Consider the following 21986-nt stretch of genomic DNA (forward strand, 5'->3'; position numbering starts at 1 on the left):
CTCAGCATGACACCCGTTTTAAGTTGTCATGGGTAGCCCGTCGAAGACTCGTGTGCAGAGGCCCTACCCGCCATACTTCGACGGGCTCAGTATGACACCCCTTTTTTTAAGTTGTCATGGGTAGGTTCTCGAAGCATGGTGGGCAGGGCCTTTACGCGCGACCCTTCGACAAGCTCAGGGTGACCGAGCCTCTTTGTTTAAGCGATTTCCACCTCAGAATCCAGGCATTTTATAACGCCACCTCCCTAATTCACCCCAACAAAAACCTCCACCTCTGCGCCTTCAGGATTTTGTGACCTTTCCCCATAAACATCAAAATCAGCCATATACCTCCTGTCAATATCGCTTGTCCAGACCTGGTGCCAGGTTTCGCCTACCGCCTGCGGCAGTGCACCCTTAGCCACGTACCGGTTATAGCTTCCGGGTGGTACTGTAATGCAAATCAGGCCTTCAGGGATATTGTCTTTAGTAGCTACCTTACAACCAAGTACTGTGGTATAAAAGCCGTTCTCATCGCTTTCATAATCGGTGTAAACACAATAAATATCATCACTAAGGCGGTTCACCACCTGCTGTAAAACCGCTTCACTCATAAACCAGTTCCAAAGCCCTGCTATATCTTTCATTGCCTGCCCGTTTTGGTTTGTAGTACGTACCGAAATCCCAACTAAATAGAAACCTTTTATTGTTACTTTATCCATTTTCGGAGTTATTACTATTTGTTATATTGACTTATAATCAACTTTTTTACAAACAATTATAATGATTATATAAATTATTAATTTAATATTATAATTATTCTATCAGTTTCCTCAATTCTTCAAAAATCCCCTTCCAGTTTTGTTCTGAATGCGCTTTAGCTTCCTCGTTTTTTACGTTGTCCTGGGTAACGGTAAGTTCAGTCTCGCCATTATTTTCGGTGAGGTTGTAGGTAACATTGGCATAGTTTTCGGGCTTGTCGTCAGTGCCGCTCATGCTGCTCCAGTAGCTGTATTTTACAAATGTGCCCGGATCAATATCCAGTATAGTTCCATGGTCTTCATACTTTTTACCACCCCACTTCCCGCTGAATTTTATGGGCTCCCCTACCCTCCAGCTCGATTCAAGATCGGTACCAAAAAAATATTTTTTTACCATAGCAGGATCAGTCAGGCCCTGCCAAACTTTAGCCATCGGGGCTTTAAATTTTACCTGCACATTTACTGTTAATTTTTCCATAACGTAGCCTTATTTAATAGTGGTTGTTTTGCAGTGATCATTTGTTCCTTTATCTTCTTAAAATCTGCGCCGGGAACTTCAAAAAATCCAAACCTGAAGTTGTAGCCCCACGCTTTTTTGTTGGTGATAAAATCGAGCTTTTCAATCATCGGGGCTATCGGAACTTCGGCACATTCGTAGTAATTTACATTGCGGCGGTATGGGATAAAATCAATAGCCATTTGCTTCTGATAAATATCCTCGTCACGCACCTGGCCAATGGCTGTAAAAGCCTGCAAAGGCTCATTGCCGTTCATCTTTTGTTTGGGCGAATATACCGCCACCCAGTCGCCAACTTCCATACGTTTAAGCGGCGCCAGTTTACCATGATTGGCCTGAATAAATCCCCCGGAAATGCCACGGCCAATGTGATCTTTTGATACTACTATTATCCAATGTTTCATAAGTGTATGGTTTAAATTAACCGCAAAAACACGACCAATAAAAGCCCTGCCCCTGCCATTATGAAACAAAGTAACAACGCGCTGGTGACAGCCTTATGTCAGCAGGAAAAAAAGAAAAGAAATTAATTTATTTTTTGGGCGATGGTTGCGGTGATCTCCCGTACACGCTGCAGCAAGGTGTCGGGTTTGATGATCTCGGCACGGTCGCCAAAGGTCATATACCATCGGGCAAAACCTTCCAATGAGATGGTCAAAAAAGTCATCTCAATTTTACTTCCTACAGTTTTCTCAGATACAAAACCGCCATAGTATTTTTGATGATCAAGATAGCTGTGAATCTCCTTGTCAACTTTTATCACCACCTGTTCAAGCTGCTTTTCGCAGGCCATTTTGTCAATATAATCTTTTAGCGTAGGGTGCTTACTGTTTACATAACTTTTATCGGTAACCACCAGCTTTCTGATACGGTCGATCCTGAAATCGCGGTAATCATTACGCAGGCGGCAGTAAGCTATCAGGTGCCAGAAACTATCCAGGAAAAAAACGCCCACGGGCTCAACTTCGCGTTTGGTATTTTCCTGTGAGTGGGCGGCAAAGTAATCAATGCTCATGATCTTTTTACAGATAATGCAATCCAGTATGGTTTGGATATGATCGGTACTTCCGGCCCTTTTCTGACTATGGCTTTTCAATACTTCGATGCTGCCGTCAAGGTTTTCCAGGGCATCTTTTTCAGATGATTTAAGAATAGCCCTCACCTTGTACATGGCCGACTGGTACTGTGCCATGGTTGAGGTATCTGTAAGCTTTTCAACAAACTTTTCGGCGGTTAAAAAAGCTGTGGCTTCCTCGCGGGTAAACATTACCGGGGGCAGGCGGTAACCATCCATAATGGAGTAGCCAACGCCGGCTTCGCCTATGAGCGGGATGCCAGCTTCTTCCAGCGTTTTTATGTCGCGGTAAACCGTACGCAGGCTAATATTGAACCTATCGGCAATATCACCGGCCTTTACTACCCTGCGCGATTGTAGTTGGATCAAAATGGCTGATATTCGGTCGATGCGGTTCATGGCGTCCAAATTAAATAAAAAACAATTTACCTTTGATTAATATTTATCTACAATATGGCCGTTCAACCCGAAGAAAAGATCATAACGTTTGAAACCTATTATGATGTGATGCTTGCACATATCATCCGCACCAAACTGGAAGGTTATGGTATCCCCTGCTTTATTGCCGATGAAAACACCATTGGTTCCAACCCCCTTTACAACCAGGCTGTAGGCGGCATTAAACTTAAAATATTTGAGCGTGACCTGGAGCGATGCCGGGAGATTTTAGCCGCCGAAGGTGACCTGCACGACCAGGACCATATTGAAATTGATGACGAAACGCTTAATGCCGTGATTTGCCCTTATTGTGGCTCAACCAATGTACGCTATGGTTCAGCAACCGAAAAAAGGGTTCATTGGTTCACCGCCATCATCTCATTTTTATTGATGATATTCCCTTTTTATAGCCGCAAAGCATGGCATTGTTTTAATTGCCAGCGGGATTTTGAATAGCTTTTTTCAAAGTCGAAACTCTTAAGTCGCGAGTCAAAAATCTTCATTTTTATAACCAGATAGGGTCTTAACTTAAAACTCAAGAGTTACGACTTCAGACTGAAGACTTAGAACTTATGACTTAAAACTGTTTTTCATATATTAGCGGTATGTACAACCGCCGTAAGTTCATTAAATTATCCGCCGCAGGTGCTTCATTTGCAGCGCTTTCTAAATCTGCCATCGCAAAAACCGTCATATCAAAGCCCGAAGGCGGTTATCCTATCGTAATTTCAACCTGGGATTTTGGTATTATAGCTAATAAAGGTGCCTGGAAAGTATTATCATCCGGAGGCCGTGCGCTCGACGCTATTGAAGCCGGTGCCCGCATCCCCGAAGCCGAAGATATTACCAATCATACTGTAGGCCGCACCGGCCTGCCCGATCGTGACGGACATGTAACCCTCGACTCGTGTATCATGGACGAGTTTGGCAACTGTGGCTCGGTAGCTGCCATGGAGAATATAGCCCACCCTATTTCGGTAGCACGTTTAGTGATGGAGAAAACCCCTCACGTAATGCTGGTTGGCGAAGGTGCTACCCAGTTTGCCGTTGAGCAGGGTATGAAAAAAGAAAAACTGCTAACCCCCGAAACAGAAAAGATCTGGAAGGAGTGGCTTAAAAAAGCTCAGTACAGCCCCGTTATGAATATCGAAAACGGCGGTAAACCGGGCAATAAATACAACCATGATACCATTGGTATGCTTGCTATTGACGCCAAAGGCAACATCTCAGGCGGATGTACTACCAGCGGCATGGCTTTTAAACTGCACGGCCGCGTTGGTGATAGCCCGATTATAGGTGCCGGCCTTTATGTAGATAATGAGGTTGGCGGTGCAACATCAACCGGTGTTGGTGAGGAGGTGATCCGCAATGTGGGCAGCTTCTTGGTGGTTGAATTAATGCGCCAGGGCCTATCTCCGGAGGATGCCTGCAAGGAAGCTGTAAACCGTATTATTAAAAAGAAACCGGAAATAGCCAAAAAGATCCAGGTTGGCTTTTTAGCTATTAATAAAAAAGGCGAATATGGTGCCTATGCTATACAAAGTGGTTTTTCATACGCCGTTTGTAATGCACAACAACAGGACCTGTTAATACCAGGCAAGAGTTATTATAAGTAAATTTATTGGTCGATGGACCATAGTCGATAGTCCATAGTTTAATATTGTAGAATATAGTTAACTTAACAGTAGTAGTCTATGAACTATCGACCATAGACAATAAACAAAAAAGGCCATGGACTATTGACTATGGTCTATGGACTTAAAAAAACATGCAGGTATCACTCGAAGTTTGTGCTAATTCGGTAACATCGGCCCTGGCGGCCCAGGAGGGCGGCGCTGTGCGTGTTGAACTTTGCGAAAATTTGAAGGATGGCGGCACCACCCCATCGCACGGCACCATATTAATGGCCCGCAGCCTGCTCCATATCAAGCTGTATGTGCTCATCCGTCCGCGCGGCGGCGATTTTTTGTACAATGATATGGAATACAAGCTCATGATGGCCGATATCAGGTATTGTATTGATGCCGGTTGCGACGGCGTTGTAATAGGTATTCTTAAAGAAGATGGCTCTATCGATATAGAACGCTGTACCGAAATGGTACGCCTTGCCCGGCAATGGGGCCTGGGTGTAACTTTTCACCGGGCTTTCGATATGTGTGCCGATCAGCATAAAGCCCTTGAAGAAATTATTGAAATGGGCTGCGAGCGCGTGCTTACCTCAGGAGGCAAAAGCACTGCTATTGAAGGTGCCAGCAATTTAAACCGTCTTGTTGAACAAGCCGCCGACCGCATCAGCATTATGCCCGGCAGTGGTGTAAGTGAAGCGAATGTGGCCGATCTCATACATTACACCGGGGTAAAGGAGGTTCATTCATCGGCAAGGATCAAGGTTGCGAGTAAAATGAAGTTTCATAATGAAAGCATCATGATGAGCGCCGAAGCCGGCGATGAATATAGTATTGATGTTACCGGCGTTGACCGGGTTAAGGAACTCATCAGGCTGGCTAACAGTTAAATTTATGAATAGAAAAATACTTTTTCTGTTTTTATTCCAAGTTACCGTTTTAAAAAGTTATGCCCAGCTTCAGACTTATTATCACAAAATAGAATCAGTATCTAATAATGAAAAGAGCGTTACCAGGCTTTTCCAAAGAATTGACAGCATTAAACAAACCCGGCAGCCCCATGATAGCAAAGTAACTACTTACTTTAACAGAGATGTGGATTTTGGTTATAAGCATCAACGGATAAACGTTATTTTTAATGGATCGAATCGTTACTATGTTAATTTACTAACAATGGGCGACAGCATTCTAATTAGTTCTGTGTGCTATGATAACTCATTCTTTGGAGATCCGCTTTACGATAAACTAAATAAAAGAGAAAATCATCCAAAAATAGATACTACGAAAGTGTTGCAATACTTAAAAAGACGCAACGACTTTTACAAATCATCCAAAAACATTGAAGATTTAGTAAAAGAGTTAAATCTATATAAAATGTATGCCTTTTATTGCGGTGACGCAAGTCCTAAAACGAAGATGGGGGAATATATTGACGAGCTTGTAAAAAACAGGGATATCAAAAAACTTAAAAATCTGTTGTTCAGCTTTTGCTGCGAGGAACAAGCCTACGGCGTTGCCGGAATAAAAACTCTTCAAAAAAAGAATGTCAAAATTCCTGTTGAGATCATTCGAATAGCCTCCTATGTTAACGATAGAAAATCAGAGTTGATCACCTGTTCGGGTTGTATAGTGGGCATCATAAGTACTGATTATTAGATCAACCATCCAACTAAAAGAAAGTTACCGGCAAAACCAGCTCTATCCTATTGCGCCCTGTCCCGCCAAAAAAATCTTCATCCAGCAGCCTGCTATATCTGATACCGAATGTGATACTGTTTTGATTAAAGAATTTGGTATCAAAATACAGGGTACCACCTGCCGACCTGAAGTTTTGCTTAAAGCCGCTGCCATCGGTAAAAAAGTTTGATGCGCTGGCATGGGTATAATCAAAAAACAATGCTGCACGCAGGCGTAACAGGTAAAACAGGTTGCCGAAACCTGCATCAGGATAAGCTATTGGCATATGATAGGTTAAGCCAATCTTATTCATATCATCCAGGTTTTCGGCGGTATAACCTTTGGAGAAAGGGAAATCATTAGAGAAACTGATCACGTTGTCCTTCCCTTTTTGCTGGTGCGCCAGGCTGATGACAAAGTTGTGGTTCACAAACAAACCAGGGAAATAAAAACTTCCCGTAGCCAATAGCTGCGTTGCTCCCGATCCTGAAACTGCCGATTTATAATTGACGCCTATGCTTTGCGCAAACCGGGGATAAATATTTTTCTGTGCCTGTTGCGTTTGATTGCTAAAGCTGAAATAATTATTCAAATAGCTATATGACCGGTCGGCAAAACTGCTTTTATAGGCTTGTTGAAAGTTGATGCTGTTAAAATACAGATCGCTGCCAAAGGTAAGACTGGTTAAACGCTTACCCTCACTAAAATTCAGGGGAACCCGCAAGCCACCATGCACAGCAGTCTCGTTCCAGTAAACGTATTGGCCCTTATAAAAGCTCCGCCTGTCGAGTGTGTAATCGGCCCCGGCCGAAATATAGGGGAACAAAGCCCCGTAAACGGCATCGAAACCAAACTGCTTGTAGCCTTCGTTGGTATTATAATCAAAAGACAACTCGGACTGAAAAGTATTCAGCACATTCTCGCCCGTGATAGCGAATGAATAATTAGGGTCGCTGATATTGGGGATGATACTGTGAAAATTAAACAATCCATGCGCTTTGGAATAGTTGGTAACCGGCAATGGCTTATCAACTATCCCTGTTACTAAATTGGCAGCCGAATCTTTTTTCAGTGCTGTGATACCCAGATCGGGCAGGTAGCGTGCATAATCTCCCCCGGCGGCTATCCATTTCAAATCTTTTTTATTGGCCTGGTTAATCCGGTAACTATCGGCAGTAAAACCTACCCAGGCCAGTTTATTATCACTTACTGCCGGCTGATAGTAGCCTAAACCTGTAAAATTACCTGTTGGCAACATTTCATAAACACTTTTATTGTTAAGCATCATCACAAACAGGCGGTCGTTTTTACCATCGGTTTGCGTGAAATACAACGTGTCTTTTTTTAGGGCGATAAAACCTATCGGACGATAACTCAGTGGCGTTAAATAATCTGTTTTACCGGTAGCGATCTCCGTAAGGGCTATCCCCATTTTACCATCCTTGTTACGTGCCGCCGATAGCAGTTTACCATCGCCATAAAACTTAGGATAAGTATAAAACAGCCCCCGCGGGTTTGGGATTTCTTTTTGCACTTTCCCGGCTGTATCTAAAATGTGCAGCTGACTCAATCCTGATGGATCAACCCGTACAGCAACAATGCTTTGGCCATCGGCACTAAAAGCAGGCGAAAAGTATTTTGCTTTTGATGTGATCCGGTGTTCCAGCCCCGTTTTTGTATCAAGCAGCATCAGTTCACTATAATTACGGTAGCCCCAGCGTAAATCCGGCCGATAGGATGTATAAATTATTTTACCGTTGTGATAATCAAAATAACTATCCAATGAATAGGAACGGGTGCTGATTTTCACTTCTTTATCACCGGTTTTAACAACAAAGGCGGGCAAATGATCGTAAGTATTTTTTGCATAGATGAGCGTACTATCGTTCACAAAAGCCGGGTATTGCCGGTTGGCGTCAAAATGTTTCTTTCGTTCGGCAACGGGCTGATTGTTATCTTCGGCAAATTGCTGTTTGAAATAAGCAAACCCGTTATTTGAAAAGGTTTTGAAACTTTCGCCGGTGTATTTTTTAACAGCCCATTGAAAAGGATAAAAGCCACCGCGATAGGCCGCAGCGTCATGTGTTACGTTTTTCCAGAGTTCGCTTCCATATTTTTCGCGGCCGTAGGCTACCATCATGTAGCCAAGGGGGTAATGGTCGGGCACATAGTCGCGGTACGAGCCATTGCGAAGCTTCATATAGCTGTAGTTTTTATCCGCAGCCCACAGCGCACGGTAACCGGTAAAAAAATAAGGCAACCGGCCCCTGCCCTGTTCGCTCACCAGGGTTTCGTTAAAAACAGCGTCGCCCTCAAAAAACCAGTTGGGTACAGCCAGGTCGTTACCCAGCGCCTGCCCGCCCTCGCCAAAAATTATGCGGAGTAAATGCGACAGGCCTACATTAAAATTATTGTACTGCTGCACATGCCTGTACTCGTGAATAGCCAGTTGCTGCGGCCATGGCAGGCTGCCTATATCAAAGCTATTTTGTTCGGGAGTTAAAAAAAACTCGCTCCTGAAGGGGGCCAATCCCACATAACCGTTGGCTACGGTGGTTTGGTTTTGCAATACAATACTGATTTGTTTTTGCTTAAAGCCGATTGTTGGCCGGATCAGCCCGTTCATTTGCTGCACGATATTGGCAACCCTTAACCCCGCCGAATCCAAGCCGGCCGGGAATATTACCCGGGCGGGCGGTGTGTTTACCTGTTTCCATTTTATAGATGGCGGATTACCGCCAAACACCTGCGCTTTTGACAATGTAGCAGAAAGTAACAGCGCCGGAAGTATTAATTTTTGAAGCGTTTTGTAACCGGTAAACAGATGATTCATTGAGGGTGAAAGTAAGTACAAATTGTAATTTAAACAACAAGCCACTTACTGAACGCTTATGAATTTGACCTGGTATAAAACAAAAAACACCCATCAAACTGACGGGTGTAAGGACAAGGTTAAAGTTAAGGTTTAGGTTTTCAATATTATATCAATTATTATTGAAGGCAATATTAGCAACCAGTGATAGGTAATGGCAGTTCTTGTTTTGCATGATTTAATCAACGCTTAAATCTCGCCATTTAAAAACAGTCCTGCAACCCGTGAAAACACGGTATTTTATTCCGTTTAATAACGGTTGATAACCGGTACTGGATTAAAAAAAAGCCCGATATGAATATACCGGGCTTACTATGTCATATTTTGATGATCTTACCGCCTTTTTGCCCGGAAGGTTTAGGCGAATCAGGTTTGGGAATATGTTTTATAATGTAGATCAGCGTATGAGCTATTGCGCTTATAGCTTTCACACCAAAATGTACAAAAGGCTTCATCACTTGCCAGGCATTGCTATGCTGATGCTGTACCTGGGGACCTTGTTTGCCTATCCTTTTTATATTATTAGTTGCCATAATTTTAAGTTTAAACGCTTAGTATAATAAGCATAAAAACCCTGCCAAAAATCAAGCCCGATAAATCAAATCCTTATTTTATAACGTTACACTACCTTTTTCTTCAGCTCAATAACTGTAACCTCCGGCCAAATACCTAACCTTCCAGAAAATGCCAGGAAACCAAAACCACGGTTTACGTACAGATATCGGTTATTTTCATTAGCGAGGCCGGCCCAGTCAACATAACGGTATTTTACCGGGCTCCACCTAAAACCGGGAATCTCTACACCAAACTGCGCGCCGTGAGTATGGCCCGATAAGGTAAGATGAATGGTTGTTGGGTTATAACGAACCTGTTCTTCCCAATGGGTAGGGTCATGCGAAAGCAGTATTTTAAAGGCATCCCGGGGTACGTCCTGAAGCGCCTTATTCAAATCGCCTATCTGGATGAAACCTCTGCCCCAGTTTTGGATCCCGATGAGGGAGATCGATTGCCCGCCTTTTTCAATGGTGACATTTTCATCCAGCAGCAAACGATAGCCTAAGGCTTTGTGATGGTGTTTAAGCTTATCGAGGTTGGCTGCTTTTTCCTGCATGTTATCCCAATGGATATAGTCACCGTAATCGTGGTTACCTAAAATGGAAAACTGTCCGTAGGGCGCTTTGATCTGCCCAAACCTGTCAATATAAGGCTCAATTTCCGATGCTGCATTATTCACCAGGTCGCCGGTAAAAACAAACAGGTCGCTTTTTTGCGCTTTAGCCAGGTCGATACCGCGTTGCATAGCCTCGGTATTATCAAAACTTCCGGAATGGATGTCAGAAAGCTGGGTTATGGTAAAGCCATCGAAGGCATCGGGCAAATCATCAAAATAAAGGGTGGTTTTGTGCAGCTTATAATCGTATTTACCCTTAAGCATGGCATAAAAAAAAGAAGTAAAAGGCACGGCAGCCACCAGTACCGCTATTTCACTGATGAACTTACGCCGGCCTGGAAAAGCCGGCTGCCCGGCAACCCTGCCCGAACCACTGATCAAGTTGAATACACCTACGAAAAACCGCCCCAGATCGCCGAGGGATAACACGATTATGAAAACCAATTTGGTAATAAAAAACGTCAGGAACAGGCTTAGCATCCACTCATGAAACGGGCGCATGCCGCTTGCTGTACTAAAAGCGCCAAAGCCAATTAAAAACAACGCAGTTACACCAACAGATATGATCAAATACCCCCATAAAACAACATTGCGCCACACGTTTGATTGCCAGTCGGCAGTTAAGGTTTTAAGGCCGGAATGGATGTACCAATCAAACAACAAACTAATCAACGCAATAATTGCGAATACCTTCAAAAAACCACTACTGTGCATATAAATACGTATAAGACTGCAATTTAAAAAAGTAAAGGTAATTAGAGGGTAAAATTGCTGATGCAGGCCAGGTTTAAAGATTTTGAGAAAGATGGGAAATTACTTCAACCAAAAATAGAGGCCAATAACCAATAGTATTTGGATACAAATTACGACGAAAAGTCTCTTAAAGCCATTTATTTTGAATGGGCTGAATACATATACCGCCCAGGATAGCAAAAATACAGCCAGTGCCAAACCTCCAACTATTAAAGGATTTGGGCCTTCGGGGTCATTGAAAAAAAAGAACAGCAACCTGGAGCAAATGATAGCTGTTACCGCCAACATTATTAACGAAACCTGTTTTGACCTGAAATATAAATTTGCTGTGGTATTACCCATGACCTTAAGATGAGTATTACACAAATATAACAATGCAGGCAGAGATTCTCAATTTGTTTATTTGTCAATGTATCTTCTAAGTTTCAAACCGGGACGTTACTGTAAAATTATGATCGCAATTGGTAAATACTGAATTCGTATCATCCAATTTATCTACTTTTAAACCCTTATCTCACACCTCAAATGAATCTAAAATATCTGCTGCTATCAGCTCCATTTTTATTAGCGTTACAGGCATTCGCTCAGAATAAAACTACCGATACTGTTTTCTTTGAAGATTTTAATAAACCAACCCTCAACAGGAGCAGGTGGAATGTTGAAGTTACGGGCAACACTGTTAATGACGAGCAGCAGGCCTATGTTGATTCGGCGGCTACCATTTATATGATAGATGGTAAAGCCGAAGGTGCCAAAAATGGCGCACTTGTTTTAAAGGCTTTATATAAACCCGGCTTTACCAGTAAAGAGCAGCGTAAATATGATTTCATTTCAGGCCGCATTAATACCCGAGCTAAAATGGAGTTTACATATGGTACGGCCTCATGCAGAATGAAAATGGCGGCAGGCGCAGGCCTATGGCCAGCCTTTTGGCTGCTTGGAAACGGTAAATGGCCCAATTGCGGCGAAATTGACGTAATGGAAACCGTAGGCGACTCAAGCTGGGTAAGCCATGCTTTACATGGCCCCGGCTATTTTGGCGATACGCCGCTTGCAAAACGTGTATTTTTCCCCGCAGGCATTGATGTTACCCAGTGGCATGTATATTCGGTAGACTGGTTGCCTGAGAGCCTTGTTTTTAAGGTTGATGGTAAAATCACCTATACAGTAACAAAAGCAATGGTTGAAAAATATGGCCGCTGGGCTTTTGATAACAAAAAATTCATCATCCTTAATTTTGCATTAGGTGGTGGCTATCCTGGTGGTGTTAACAAGGTTACCAAACCCTATCATGGCTTATCAGAAAATACAGTTAACAAAATAAAAGCCGGTGATGCCAAAACCATTGTCGACTGGGTGCTGATAACTAAAACTGTGATTTAATATTGTTGATACATTTGTAAAATAAAGGTTATTTAAATTTTACTTTCATAAAACATTGGGTAAATTTTATTGCCATATTTTTGAATTATTAAAAATAACATCATCTACCCATGGCAATATTAACCGTACAAATACCCGACTCAGAGATCTTTACTTTATCAAGTATAGTTGAACAGATATCAGGCAGCATCATCAAAGTTACTGCCGAAGAAGACATCAATCAGGGCGATTGCATTTTGCATAAAGACGACCTTATGATTAAAAACAAACTGGAAGGTAGCCTTCATTCACGGCACCTCTGGAACGATTGATTTTACCATAAACAATCCCGGTTTTTAAACGCCATAAACAAAACAGGCCGTGCTTCATCAGCACGGCCTGTTTTGCTGTATTTACTTGTTTTAATTATGTATAACTACGCGTTCGTGTACACGAACCCTTTCGTCGTGTCGTCGCCTGTGTCGTTCCCGGTATTCGGTCGAACAGCTTGTAAAGCCCATTGCTGCTAATATTAATAATGAAATTGAGCGTGAAACAGTAGTTTTCATAGCAAATGATTTATTAGTTTTCGATAGATAAACTATGGCCAAACAGTTATCATGCCATAAGAGTGCGGCAACAAAGCGGTAAAAGGAATGTTACAGTAGGATAATCATCAGTCGATAACTATTTCAAGCGACAACTCAGGAACTCCGTCGCTCCATAACCTGGTTAATCCAAACAAACAGAGAATCGATGGCCAGAAAGGTTATAAGGATCAATAATGACATTGCTCCATAGCTGTTTGCAGCGTTAAATTAATATAAAACGATACTGTAAAACACAAACAACTATTATTATCTCCATAAATAAATAATAATCTGCAAAGGGCAGTAACATAAACCCAGTTTCATACGTATTATATTTTCATGGAGGATTTTATTCTCAATTAGCATTTTTTTAACTTTTGGGGATAAAATACGAGTACTTTAACAAGTTGATTGACCTGATAACTAATCGCAATTAAAAACTTAATTAAACGCCGGATGAAGTATGAGGGGCTATGTAAATATACCAGGATCGGTTGATTGTAACTGCTGCAAGGTTTGCGGTGCAAGACCAATAATTGTGCTGATTAAAGATATTGGATATGTAGTAAAATGCCCTGTTGATGACAGTCATTACAGGACCAATGCGGGCCTTATTGATATTAATGACTGGAATTTACACAATATCAATTGTATAAATCACGAGGACGAAAAATTGATATTCAGTTTTCATTGAATGCTTGTGTAATTTATTTGTGCATTACTTTAACCATAATGCTAAACCTATATCTTTAGGCATTTAAATTACAAATCCTAACAATGAGATCTTTATCAATAATCTTTAAAACAGCCAAACTAACCACGTTGCTGCTGGCAATAACTGTGCTTTTGCCTGTGGTTTGCAAAGCCCAAAACGGTACCGATATCTCGCCGGTAATTGATCATATTGCAATTACTACCGGTAACCTTAAAAAAAGCACCGAATTTTATACCAAAGTATTACACCTTAAAAAAGTTGACAACCCCTTTGCCGATACCGTACACCAATGGTATAGCCTTGGCAATAATGTGAAACTACATGTTATACAGGCCGAACGCAACGAAAAACAGGTTAAAGGCGTACACCTTTGCTTCACCGTTTCGTCGGTAAAAGAGTTTGCAAAAACGCTTGATCAAATGAATATCCCTTACTCAAACTGGAAAGGTGACAGTAAAGAACCTACCTACCGGGCAGATGGCGTATTGCAACTTTATTTCCAGGATCCGGATGGCTACTGGATTGAAATAAACAGCCCGGCTAAAAAATAAGCCGGGCTGCCAAACAATCACTTAACTAAATTTTTGAATTTCTTTTTAACCAATAGCCTTTGCACAGCCAAAAGCCCGAAAGCACTATTATTGGGAAGAATACCCATATTACCGCCGCAGCGTTAGGGATTTGAACCACAGGGCCATGAATGTATCCTGTAGCAGGGATGCTCAACCAGATGTGGCCCCATCGGATCTCCCTTACGCTCAAGCGCAGCTGTCATTGTAAACAGGTATTAATAATCCAGCTCCTGGCAATAGATACCGGCGTTTTGCAACAACGATTCGATATAACGAGGCGAAAGATCCTTAGCTTCCACCCGTAAAATATTATCGCAGTCTTCCAGGTCAAAGTTCCATTGGGCTATGGCGGGTATTTTGGTTAATAAATTTTGTACCCGGCTCACCTGCCGTCTCTGCCGTACACTTGTTGCAAATACCAGTACATCCATTGTTATGTTATTTGAGGTAGATAAATATCAATTTATTTAGAACTGAAAGCGGAATGCATAAAGCTTAAAGCTGATATTCCTGATCGCTTACTCAGCCTTCTTTTCTTCGTTTGTGGTAGTCTTAAAATCGTCCCAGTCACGGCTAAACCTGCCATGCCCGTGGCCTTTCCATCCGCACATGCGGTCTTCCCACTGAGCACGGAATTTATCTCTGTCTTCAGGGCTCATATTCTTAAAACGTTCGGCCATGCGTCCGCGCATCCAGGGTGCACCTCCTCCGCCTTTAGGGCCGCCTTTCCCAAAACCAAACAAAATCTTGCATAAAATAAATATGCCAACGGCCTGCCAGTAAGTAATGGTTGTTACATGTAAAATATCCGGCAATAAATTATTCCACAGCTGCATTACCACAAAGCTGATGACGGCCAGGCAAGCGATCACCCCAAGCGGGATGAAAAAAAATCGCCTTTTATAAAAAAATGGTTTCATGTTATATAATGTCTTAATTTTTAATATTCAGTAATTTCGGTGTAAAGCTGGGCAAGCCGTTTGCGCAAGTGTAATACGGCGTAACGTTTCCTTGATACCAGCGTGTTGGTATTTAGCCCGGTACGTTTGGCAATTTCCTCAAAGGGGATATCTTCAAGCTCATGCCAAACAAATACCTGTTTTTGTTCTTCGGGCAATTCATCCAGCGCAAAAAATAACTGCTCCCAAAAAAGGTTGCGCAAATACTCGGTTTCGGGAGTGGTAGCTTCGGTAAGGAGTATGGCTTTAAAGTCCGGTGCCTCATCGTCATAATCCTCATCATCGGCCAGCATATCATCAAGCAGGGCTTCCGTCTTTTTTTTATGCTTATCAGTTATTTTGTTCCGGGCCACCCGGTATAGCCAGGCGCTGGTTTGTTCAATCGGTTCAGAATTAATAACAGCGCTAAACTGGTACCAAACATCCTGGAGTATATCCTCGGCGTCGGCATCGTTTTTTACCCTCCGGCGAATAAATCCCAACAGGCTTTTACCATACGACGCAATTGTTTGTATGATGTGGCTGTTTTTGTCCTGGGGCATTATCGCTGTTGTCAATTTCTTTATCCTTTTTAAAGATAAAGACGATTGTGATTTAAAAACATTTTAATTTTTTTTCAAAAAAATCTATTGCATATCAAAAAGTCATTTCAGACAGCTAAAACAGTATTTATTTGATTGCAGAAGCGACTTAAGTAACTGATATTTAAACATCATAAAGATAGTTTTGTCGAATTAAATTCATTTTAATTAAAAATATTTGAACTTTATTCAATTTATACCGAATATTACTGTATGATTAACGAACCGGAAATTATTTTAGATAAAACCGACCTGCATATTTTGCGATTGATGCAGGAAAACGCCCGGATCTCTAATGCCGACCTGGCCCGTGAGCTTGGCATGGCGCCATCCGGCATACTTGAGCGCGTAAAAAAACTGGAACAAAAAAATGTGATCCAACAATATACAACGCGCATCAATCCGGCGGCCCTGCAGCAAAAAATGCTTGCTTTTATATTTATGAAAGCGGCCGATGGGCCAGGAAGCGATGCTACATCAGGCGAGCTGGCCAAGATACCCGAAGTACAGGAAGTGCACCACATAGCCGGCGACGATTGCTATTTAATAAAAGTGCGTACTTATGACTCCGCCTCGCTAATGAATTTAATGCGCACTCACTTCAGTAAAATACCCAATATTTTGAGCACCCGCACCACCATAGTGCTCGAAACCAAAAAAGAACAACAACAATTGGTTATACCCGAAAAATAATATATCATGGCACCTACTACTGCAAAATCCACTTCGCCCATATTAGTTATTATAGCTTTCGCCACTGTTTATATAGTATGGGGCTCTACCTACTTTTTTATAAAAATTGCAGTAGCTGGTTTTCCGCCGCTGCTGTTGGGCGCGCTGCGCTTCTTCACAGCGGGTTTGCTGTTAATGGCGTGGTGTGCAATTAAGGGTGAAAAGATTTTTGTAAAACAAAACATATTACATGCAGCAGTAAGCGGTTTCCTGCTGTTGGTAATAGGTAACGGTGCAGTAATATGGGCCGAACAAACTTTACCAAGCGCTATGGTGGCCATTATGGTAACATCGCCGCCAATTTGGTTCGTGCTGCTTGATAAACCCAACTGGAGCACCAACTTTAAAAGCAAAAGCACCATTGTCGGCCTCATCATTGGCTTTATAGGTGTGATACTTTTATTTCGGGATCAGATCGCGGACGTATTGGGATCATCGGCAGGTCCATCAAAATTACCAGGAATGATATTGCTTTTACTTGGTACACTGGGCTGGGCCTCCGGTTCATTATATTCAAAACATTATAACACTAAAGGATCGGTATCGGTAAATACGGCCTGGCAAATGCTTGGAGCCGGCATATTTTTTATTCCCGCAAGTTTTTTAAACAACGAGGTACAAACCGTACAATGGCATGCCATACCGGTACAAAGCTGGTATGCCCTGGCTTATCTCATTATATTTGGATCGATAGCGGCATTTAGCGCTTATGTATGGCTTTTACAGGTGAGACCGGCTACCCAGGTTGGTACCTATGCCTATGTTAACCCGGTGATAGCCGTATTATTGGGGGTAATTTTTGCAGGCGAACATGTAACGCTGATCCAGGTTATTGGACTGGTTGTAATATTGAGCAGTGTGTTGCTGATCAATTTATCGAAGTATAGGAAGGCAAAACATAGAGAACTGGCAGTAGCAAAGTGAACACAAGCGCTGAAACGAAAAAAATAAAAACTATGTCATTGCGCAGCGCGGCAATCTCGTAGTCAATACATAGCCGGCTTGCGTAGCTACGAGATTGCTTCGTCGTTCCTCCTCGCAATGGCATTTTTATTAAAAAGTCCCAAAGAGACAAAAGTATAAATCAACTCTCCCATTTTCCAAATTCAAAATACTTACTGATACTGATGCCAACTTTACTGCCAACCGGGTACTTACGCCTGTCGTAATTAATTACCCGCAGTGTTAAACCATCTTTTTCAACAATAAGTTCTTCAAAAAAGCCTTTAAACAATACCATTTTCACCAGCCATTTGCTGCCCAGGCTGCTAATTTTAATATGCTCGGCGTAAACCACCACCACGCTGCGTTTACTTTTTATGCCGCAAACTTTTGCCTGGGCCGATGTTAGCCGGGTACAGCTGGCCAGTATTTGTGCCGTGTACAATAATTTAGGCGCATGATATAACTGCTCAGGACTGCCGTTCTCCACAATCTCCCCTTCTTTAAGTACAATAAGTTCATCGGCCATGGAAAGGATCTCGGCAGGATCATGCGATACCAATACTACGGTAACTCCCCATTCCTTTACAATATACCTGATATCGTGCTGTAAACCTTCCCGATAGGTTGCATCTACCTGGTTAAAGGGTTCATCAAGCAGTAAAACTTCCGGGCGGCTAATCAATGCTTTGGCAATGGTTACACGCTGCTTTTCGCCACCGCTTAATTTACCAAAGGGCATTTCTCTAATGGTGTAGATATTTAAAAGGTTCAAGGCTTCAGTAACATGATGGATAGCCTGACTTTGATCTTCGGCAGGCAAACCTTCACATATAGTGTCCCATACCGATATTCGCGGATCAAGATCGTTATCGTGCTGCGCTACCATCCGCATAACCTTATGGGCATGCTGAATACCTTTTTGCCTGCTTAATACCTGCTCCTCCTTAAAAAACACCTCACCATGGTCGGGCTCCAGGGTACCATATAACAGGTTGAGCAAAGTGGTTTTCCCGCTGCCGCTTTCACCTACTATCGCTGTTATTTTTGCTTTTGGAATAAAAATGGTAACGTTATTAACCCCCGAAGACTTATCCCCAAAAAAGTTTTTAGTAACCGATATGGTTTCCAGTATCAGATTATCTTGCATCTACGGTAATTAATTTTCAGGATGTTATAGGAAAACCATTCACCCCGGATCCAGGCTTCTAATCTAAAGAAAAGTTGAAAGCAAAAAAACTTAATATGCCAATCTGAACGACAAGCGCAAAACAAATAGTAACTAAACGCTATTTATTATCAATAACCAAATTATATAACCATGAACAAAGCCATAGGGATTGTACTCATTATTGTAGGTGCGGCCATGCTCATCTGGACAGGTTTTACTTACACCAAAAAAGAAAAGATCATTGATGCCGGCCCTATACAGGTATCGGCCGACAGGGAAAAAACTGTTAACTGGCCGCCCTACCTTGGCGGATTATTAGTTATAGGCGGCATTGTTGTAGTTGCTACTTCAAAAAAATAGGGGCTTATTTATTATCTGCCGCTTTAAGTATGCTAACATACTTACCAACAAGCAGTTAATAATAACCCTGCCACAAGCTTTAAGAAAAAAACAGGTCATATTTATAAATATAGGCAAAAAAGAAGGCCGCATCATTTGTTTTATGATGCGGCCACGGGGATGCTGCCCCTCAGCAATTTAATATCATTAAGCCGAAACCAGATCGGGATTATGGTTAACCTGGCTAATGGTAAGCGCCTGCTGAATGTTGAGCCCGGCACCCTGCTGGTCCGACATCCATTTTTGGATCAGTGCATTTAACGTGTTCAGCTGGCTGGCATAAGCATCCGGGTTAACGCCTTTCAGTTTTGCTAAATAAGCCACCGCGTCGGCTATTTTTTGCACATCTGTTTTGCCATCTTCCTGTACAGCCCAGTTTAAATCGGTAACCACTTTGGGCAGCCATAATTTAATACCGTTCACAATTACTGCTGATGCCGGCACCAGGGTTTCCAGCGTCATTTCCAAAAACTGGCCGGCCTGGCTTGCTTCAAGGTTTTTGATTCCGTTAGCAACTTTGTCGGCTACGGTAATGATTTCATGTACAGCGTCTGAAGCGTTGTGGAACAGGGATTTTACATGATCCCACATTTTTGATAAAAAAGACATAGGTTGTAGTTTTAAGTTTATATAATTTGATTGTTGGTTCACAAACGTTTAAAGCCATATACAGGCGACCCGAACACTATAAATACCATTGATTCAAGCTATTTGCTGATTCAGAAAACTGCAAATTGCCTCCGGGTTAAATGACTTTAATTAGAGAAGATAAAATTGACGATAAAAACAGCCGGGTAACATAGTGTTTATACGCTTTCGGGATGCGGTTTTTACGTTATTTAATGATATCAGCGGTGTTGCCAATGTTTTATTGTGTTAATGGCACGGCTTAGTTCAGGTTTTACCCTCTCGTATTTATGTTTTTCAAACTAAAACCTTATATTCAAATATAAAACCCTCATTATGAAATATATAAAACACAATTTTATTTTCGGCGCGCTGTTGTTTGCCAGCACCGGTAGCTACGCCCAGCAGGAAGTTATTGATACTGCAGCTTTCAGTCGCATCCGCAAGGCAGAGCTTAGCAGCTCACAAATTCCGCAGATAGCGCATTATTTAACCGATGTATCCGGTCCGCGGTTAACCAATTCGCCGGGTTATGCCCGGGCAGCAAGCTGGGCAGTTGCCACCATGAAAAAATGGGGAATGACCAATGCCGCTACCGAGCCCTGGGGCACTTTTGGCAAACAATGGGAAGTGCAGGATTTCAGTATGATGATGCGCGCACCCTATAATGCTCAGATCAGGGCTTATCCTAATCCATGGAGCCCGGGCAGCACAGGCTTGCTGCAAGGTGAAGTTATGATAATTACAACGGCACAGGCTATAGATACTACTTATCTGAATAGCCACGCTACCGGGTTTAAAGGCAAATTTGTACTGGTTACCGGTGAGGCGGCTGATTATAAAAAAGACTTTGAGCCATTGGCCGAAAGACTGGCCGACACCGCGTTAGCCAACCTGAAGGATACTTATATGGTGTCCCGCTCCATGATCGACATGTATACTACTAAATACCTGAAGATCTTTAAAACAGCAGACCGCATATTGAAAAACGCTGGTGCGCTGGCATTCATTAGCGCGGGCCGCAGTAATGTTAACGGAACCGTTTTTGTGCAAGGGCGCTACGGCTATAAATTAACTGATCCGGAAACCGTACCGCAGGTTACCATGGCTTCGGAGGACGGGCAGAAGATCAAACGGCTAATCCAATCGGGCCAGAAAGTTGAACTGGCCATGAGTTTTATGGACAAAACATCTACCGAAGATACAAACGGCTACAACGTAGTGGGCGAAATCCCCGGCACCGACCCCAAACTAAAATCGCAGCTGGTGATGCTGGGCGGTCATCTTGATTCGTGGCAGGCAGCTACCGGTGCAACCGACAATGCCGCAGGCTGCATTGTAATGCTGGAGGCCGTTCGCCTGCTCGATTCGCTTGGGCTTAAACCTAAACGCACCATCCGCATTGCACTATGGAGTGGCGAAGAACAGGGTTTGCTGGGTTCATTCGGGTACGTTAAAAACCATTTCAGGGATGGCGTTAAATTTACTGTAAAGCCCGAGCAGGCTAAAGTATCGGCCTATTTTAACCTGGATAATGGTACCGGAAAAATCAGGGGGATCTTTGCGCAAAACAACGAAAAAATGAAACCGATATTTGAACAGTGGCTAAAACCCTTTAATGACCTTGGTGCCACAACGGTAACTATGGCCAATACCGGGTCAACCGATCACCTGGCGTTTGATTGGGCTGGCATACCGGGTTTCCAGTTTGTGCAGGACCCTATTGATTATGAAACCCGCACGCACCACAGCAATATGGACGACTACGACCACCTGATGATAGATGATCTGAAACAGGCCGCCATCATCGTAGCCTCATTTGTGTACCAGGCCAGTATCCGACCTGAAATGCTGCCAAGGAAACCGCTTGTAAACGAAACCTTTGTTTTTGATGGGTTTTAGGAGAATAGCAACCGTCGCGATTAAATAAGCTCACTGAGACGCAAAGGCAAAAAAATCTTTGCGTCTTAGCGAAAAATATCTTCCTCAACGTATATTTTAATACAGGCTTGTTTAAACTTCAAAAAAACGACGGGTGATAAACAATATGAGCATCAGGAGATATCGATGCTTTGCAGAGCCGGCCCCGCTTTGATCACAGGGCCGGCCCTCTTAATGGATTTGAAAAACAATTAAGAACGGTTAACAGGTTTGAGGATCCGTCTGTCTTCAGCTTTTTTGTTTAACCTGTTTTTAACAAATGAGTTGACCATAATAACCAGGATACAACAGGCAACCAATACGTAAATAATTAGGATGTGCTTTGGCATTTCAGTTTATAATTTCCTAAATGTAACAGGTTTGCTACTTAACCTGCAAGCGTTTTTTAAAATAAAGTTTCGACTAATTTGGTACAAAAGTCAAAAAAATGTCATTTTCCAATTTCGGAATTCGGATGTTCGATTTGGGATCTATCCTGAGTGATTAAATCCATGGACTCTGAAGGTTAGATGACAAAGAGGGCCTGT

At 42.5% G+C, this 21986-nt stretch carries 25 protein-coding genes; 12 read left to right on the forward strand and 13 right to left on the reverse strand.

Annotated elements, in window-relative coordinates; translation table 11 throughout:
- Positions 1-245: 245 nt before the first annotated feature.
- From J3L18_RS13585 to J3L18_RS13600, 4 genes are all read right to left on the reverse strand, one after another.
- Positions 246-701, reverse strand: coding sequence for a GyrI-like domain-containing protein (locus J3L18_RS13585; protein WP_129567552.1), 456 nt, complete (start codon positions 699-701; stop codon positions 246-248).
- A 94-nt stretch (positions 702-795) separates the two neighbouring features.
- Positions 796-1218 (reverse strand): SRPBCC family protein, encoded by a 423-nt coding sequence (locus J3L18_RS13590; protein WP_129567553.1) that lies wholly within the window; start codon positions 1216-1218, stop codon positions 796-798.
- Positions 1206-1661, reverse strand: coding sequence for an EVE domain-containing protein (locus tag J3L18_RS13595; RefSeq protein ID WP_091171346.1), 456 nt, complete (start codon positions 1659-1661; stop codon positions 1206-1208). Before J3L18_RS13595 ends, J3L18_RS13590 begins: the two co-directional genes overlap by 13 nt.
- Before the next feature lie 122 nt (positions 1662-1783).
- Positions 1784-2731: a helix-turn-helix transcriptional regulator gene (locus J3L18_RS13600; protein WP_129567554.1), complete on the reverse strand. Its 948-nt coding sequence runs from the start codon at positions 2729-2731 to the stop codon at positions 1784-1786.
- Between the two features lie 54 nt (positions 2732-2785).
- Between J3L18_RS13600 and J3L18_RS13605 the strand changes: the two genes are divergently transcribed.
- The 4 genes from J3L18_RS13605 (at position 2786) to J3L18_RS13620 (ending at position 6051) form a co-directional block, all read left to right on the forward strand.
- Positions 2786-3226, forward strand: coding sequence for a putative signal transducing protein (locus J3L18_RS13605; protein ID WP_091171339.1), 441 nt, complete (start codon positions 2786-2788; stop codon positions 3224-3226).
- A gap of 149 nt (positions 3227-3375) precedes the next feature.
- Positions 3376-4386, forward strand: coding sequence for a glycosylasparaginase (locus tag J3L18_RS13610; RefSeq protein WP_129567555.1), 1011 nt, complete (start codon positions 3376-3378; stop codon positions 4384-4386).
- A 152-nt stretch (positions 4387-4538) separates the two neighbouring features.
- The gene (locus J3L18_RS13615; RefSeq protein ID WP_129567556.1) at positions 4539-5285 is read left to right on the forward strand and encodes a copper homeostasis protein CutC; all 747 of its coding nucleotides are present in this window, start codon (positions 4539-4541) and stop codon (positions 5283-5285) included.
- Between the two features lie 4 nt (positions 5286-5289).
- Positions 5290-6051 (forward strand): hypothetical protein, encoded by a 762-nt coding sequence (locus J3L18_RS13620; protein ID WP_129567557.1) that lies wholly within the window; start codon positions 5290-5292, stop codon positions 6049-6051.
- A 13-nt stretch (positions 6052-6064) separates the two neighbouring features.
- On the opposite strand, the gene J3L18_RS13625 is transcribed toward J3L18_RS13620, so the two are convergent.
- From J3L18_RS13625 to J3L18_RS13635, 3 genes are all read right to left on the reverse strand, one after another.
- Positions 6065-8905, reverse strand: a complete 2841-nt coding sequence (locus J3L18_RS13625) for a TolB family protein (protein WP_129567558.1) — start codon at positions 8903-8905, stop codon at positions 6065-6067.
- A gap of 356 nt (positions 8906-9261) precedes the next feature.
- Entirely contained in the window at positions 9262-9477 is a 216-nt protein-coding gene (locus tag J3L18_RS13630; protein WP_129567559.1) for a hypothetical protein, read from the reverse strand.
- 86 nt (positions 9478-9563) lie between these two features.
- Positions 9564-10811, reverse strand: a complete 1248-nt coding sequence (locus J3L18_RS13635; protein WP_223266058.1) for a metallophosphoesterase — start codon at positions 10809-10811, stop codon at positions 9564-9566.
- 199 nt (positions 10812-11010) lie between these two features.
- On the opposite strand from J3L18_RS13635, the gene J3L18_RS13640 reads away from it, so the two are divergent.
- The 4 genes from J3L18_RS13640 (at position 11011) to J3L18_RS13655 (ending at position 14086) form a co-directional block, all read left to right on the forward strand.
- Positions 11011-11223: a hypothetical protein gene (locus J3L18_RS13640; RefSeq protein ID WP_129567561.1), complete on the forward strand. Its 213-nt coding sequence runs from the start codon at positions 11011-11013 to the stop codon at positions 11221-11223.
- Positions 11224-11393: 170 nt separating this feature from the next.
- Complete coding sequence (locus J3L18_RS13645) at positions 11394-12251, forward strand: glycoside hydrolase family 16 protein (RefSeq protein WP_129567562.1); 858 nt, start codon at positions 11394-11396, stop codon at positions 12249-12251.
- 110 nt (positions 12252-12361) lie between these two features.
- Complete coding sequence (locus J3L18_RS13650) at positions 12362-12562, forward strand: hypothetical protein (RefSeq protein ID WP_091171309.1); 201 nt, start codon at positions 12362-12364, stop codon at positions 12560-12562.
- A gap of 1035 nt (positions 12563-13597) precedes the next feature.
- Positions 13598-14086: a VOC family protein gene (locus tag J3L18_RS13655; protein WP_091171304.1), complete on the forward strand. Its 489-nt coding sequence runs from the start codon at positions 13598-13600 to the stop codon at positions 14084-14086.
- Between the two features lie 236 nt (positions 14087-14322).
- On the opposite strand, the gene J3L18_RS13660 is transcribed toward J3L18_RS13655, so the two are convergent.
- From J3L18_RS13660 to J3L18_RS13670, 3 genes are all read right to left on the reverse strand, one after another.
- On the reverse strand, positions 14323-14538 hold the full coding sequence (locus J3L18_RS13660; RefSeq protein WP_091171302.1) for a hypothetical protein: 216 nt from the start codon (positions 14536-14538) through the stop codon (positions 14323-14325).
- 87 nt (positions 14539-14625) lie between these two features.
- Complete coding sequence (locus J3L18_RS13665; RefSeq protein WP_176844516.1) at positions 14626-15027, reverse strand: hypothetical protein; 402 nt, start codon at positions 15025-15027, stop codon at positions 14626-14628.
- 20 nt (positions 15028-15047) lie between these two features.
- On the reverse strand, positions 15048-15608 hold the full coding sequence (locus J3L18_RS13670) for an RNA polymerase sigma factor (RefSeq protein ID WP_129567573.1): 561 nt from the start codon (positions 15606-15608) through the stop codon (positions 15048-15050).
- 252 nt (positions 15609-15860) lie between these two features.
- Here J3L18_RS13670 and J3L18_RS13675 point away from each other — a divergent pair, with 252 nt between their 5' ends.
- Positions 15861-16340 (forward strand): Lrp/AsnC family transcriptional regulator, encoded by a 480-nt coding sequence (locus J3L18_RS13675; RefSeq protein WP_090524317.1) that lies wholly within the window; start codon positions 15861-15863, stop codon positions 16338-16340.
- Positions 16341-16346: 6 nt separating this feature from the next.
- Positions 16347-17303 carry an EamA family transporter gene (locus J3L18_RS13680; protein ID WP_129567563.1) on the forward strand — a complete coding sequence of 319 codons (957 nt, stop codon included), beginning with the start codon at positions 16347-16349 and terminating at the stop codon, positions 17301-17303.
- A 160-nt stretch (positions 17304-17463) separates the two neighbouring features.
- On the opposite strand, the gene J3L18_RS13685 is transcribed toward J3L18_RS13680, so the two are convergent.
- The gene (locus J3L18_RS13685; RefSeq protein ID WP_129567564.1) at positions 17464-18471 is read right to left on the reverse strand and encodes an ABC transporter ATP-binding protein; all 1008 of its coding nucleotides are present in this window, start codon (positions 18469-18471) and stop codon (positions 17464-17466) included.
- Between the two features lie 171 nt (positions 18472-18642).
- Between J3L18_RS13685 and J3L18_RS13690 the strand changes: the two genes are divergently transcribed.
- Positions 18643-18852: a hypothetical protein gene (locus J3L18_RS13690; RefSeq protein ID WP_090524308.1), complete on the forward strand. Its 210-nt coding sequence runs from the start codon at positions 18643-18645 to the stop codon at positions 18850-18852.
- Between the two features lie 186 nt (positions 18853-19038).
- Here the strand turns inward: J3L18_RS13690 and J3L18_RS13695 are convergent, their stop codons facing one another.
- Entirely contained in the window at positions 19039-19500 is a 462-nt protein-coding gene (locus J3L18_RS13695; protein WP_129567565.1) for a hypothetical protein, read from the reverse strand.
- A gap of 354 nt (positions 19501-19854) precedes the next feature.
- On the opposite strand from J3L18_RS13695, the gene J3L18_RS13700 reads away from it, so the two are divergent.
- On the forward strand, positions 19855-21420 hold the full coding sequence (locus J3L18_RS13700) for a M20/M25/M40 family metallo-hydrolase (RefSeq protein ID WP_129567566.1): 1566 nt from the start codon (positions 19855-19857) through the stop codon (positions 21418-21420).
- A gap of 230 nt (positions 21421-21650) precedes the next feature.
- Here the strand turns inward: J3L18_RS13700 and J3L18_RS13705 are convergent, their stop codons facing one another.
- Complete coding sequence (locus J3L18_RS13705; RefSeq protein WP_167516184.1) at positions 21651-21788, reverse strand: hypothetical protein; 138 nt, start codon at positions 21786-21788, stop codon at positions 21651-21653.
- Positions 21789-21986 lie beyond the last annotated feature (198 nt).

The organism is Mucilaginibacter gossypii (genome assembly GCF_017569325.2).
Lineage (GTDB): Bacteria > Bacteroidota > Bacteroidia > Sphingobacteriales > Sphingobacteriaceae > Mucilaginibacter > Mucilaginibacter gossypii.

What these genes read in the sequence shown, in the direction of transcription:
- J3L18_RS13585 (WP_129567552.1), bottom strand. Translation starts at nt 701, where the DNA reads ATGGATAAAGTAACAATAAAAGGTTTCTATTTAGTTGGGATTTCGGTA.
- J3L18_RS13590 (WP_129567553.1), bottom strand. Translation starts at nt 1,218, where the DNA reads ATGGAAAAATTAACAGTAAATGTGCAGGTAAAATTTAAAGCCCCGATG.
- J3L18_RS13595 (WP_091171346.1), bottom strand. Translation starts at nt 1,661, where the DNA reads ATGAAACATTGGATAATAGTAGTATCAAAAGATCACATTGGCCGTGGC.
- J3L18_RS13600 (WP_129567554.1), bottom strand. Translation starts at nt 2,731, where the DNA reads ATGAACCGCATCGACCGAATATCAGCCATTTTGATCCAACTACAATCG.
- J3L18_RS13605 (WP_091171339.1), top strand. Translation starts at nt 2,786, where the DNA reads ATGGCCGTTCAACCCGAAGAAAAGATCATAACGTTTGAAACCTATTAT.
- J3L18_RS13610 (WP_129567555.1), top strand. Translation starts at nt 3,376, where the DNA reads ATGTACAACCGCCGTAAGTTCATTAAATTATCCGCCGCAGGTGCTTCA.
- J3L18_RS13615 (WP_129567556.1), top strand. Translation starts at nt 4,539, where the DNA reads ATGCAGGTATCACTCGAAGTTTGTGCTAATTCGGTAACATCGGCCCTG.
- J3L18_RS13620 (WP_129567557.1), top strand. Translation starts at nt 5,290, where the DNA reads ATGAATAGAAAAATACTTTTTCTGTTTTTATTCCAAGTTACCGTTTTA.
- J3L18_RS13625 (WP_129567558.1), bottom strand. Translation starts at nt 8,905, where the DNA reads ATGAATCATCTGTTTACCGGTTACAAAACGCTTCAAAAATTAATACTT.
- J3L18_RS13630 (WP_129567559.1), bottom strand. Translation starts at nt 9,477, where the DNA reads ATGGCAACTAATAATATAAAAAGGATAGGCAAACAAGGTCCCCAGGTA.
- J3L18_RS13645 (WP_129567562.1), top strand. Translation starts at nt 11,394, where the DNA reads ATGAATCTAAAATATCTGCTGCTATCAGCTCCATTTTTATTAGCGTTA.
- J3L18_RS13650 (WP_091171309.1), top strand. Translation starts at nt 12,362, where the DNA reads ATGGCAATATTAACCGTACAAATACCCGACTCAGAGATCTTTACTTTA.
- J3L18_RS13655 (WP_091171304.1), top strand. Translation starts at nt 13,598, where the DNA reads ATGAGATCTTTATCAATAATCTTTAAAACAGCCAAACTAACCACGTTG.
- J3L18_RS13660 (WP_091171302.1), bottom strand. Translation starts at nt 14,538, where the DNA reads ATGGATGTACTGGTATTTGCAACAAGTGTACGGCAGAGACGGCAGGTG.
- J3L18_RS13665 (WP_176844516.1), bottom strand. Translation starts at nt 15,027, where the DNA reads ATGAAACCATTTTTTTATAAAAGGCGATTTTTTTTCATCCCGCTTGGG.
- J3L18_RS13670 (WP_129567573.1), bottom strand. Translation starts at nt 15,608, where the DNA reads ATGCCCCAGGACAAAAACAGCCACATCATACAAACAATTGCGTCGTAT.
- J3L18_RS13675 (WP_090524317.1), top strand. Translation starts at nt 15,861, where the DNA reads ATGATTAACGAACCGGAAATTATTTTAGATAAAACCGACCTGCATATT.
- J3L18_RS13680 (WP_129567563.1), top strand. Translation starts at nt 16,347, where the DNA reads ATGGCACCTACTACTGCAAAATCCACTTCGCCCATATTAGTTATTATA.
- J3L18_RS13685 (WP_129567564.1), bottom strand. Translation starts at nt 18,471, where the DNA reads ATGCAAGATAATCTGATACTGGAAACCATATCGGTTACTAAAAACTTT.
- J3L18_RS13690 (WP_090524308.1), top strand. Translation starts at nt 18,643, where the DNA reads ATGAACAAAGCCATAGGGATTGTACTCATTATTGTAGGTGCGGCCATG.
- J3L18_RS13695 (WP_129567565.1), bottom strand. Translation starts at nt 19,500, where the DNA reads ATGTCTTTTTTATCAAAAATGTGGGATCATGTAAAATCCCTGTTCCAC.
- J3L18_RS13700 (WP_129567566.1), top strand. Translation starts at nt 19,855, where the DNA reads ATGAAATATATAAAACACAATTTTATTTTCGGCGCGCTGTTGTTTGCC.
- J3L18_RS13705 (WP_167516184.1), bottom strand. Translation starts at nt 21,788, where the DNA reads ATGCCAAAGCACATCCTAATTATTTACGTATTGGTTGCCTGTTGTATC.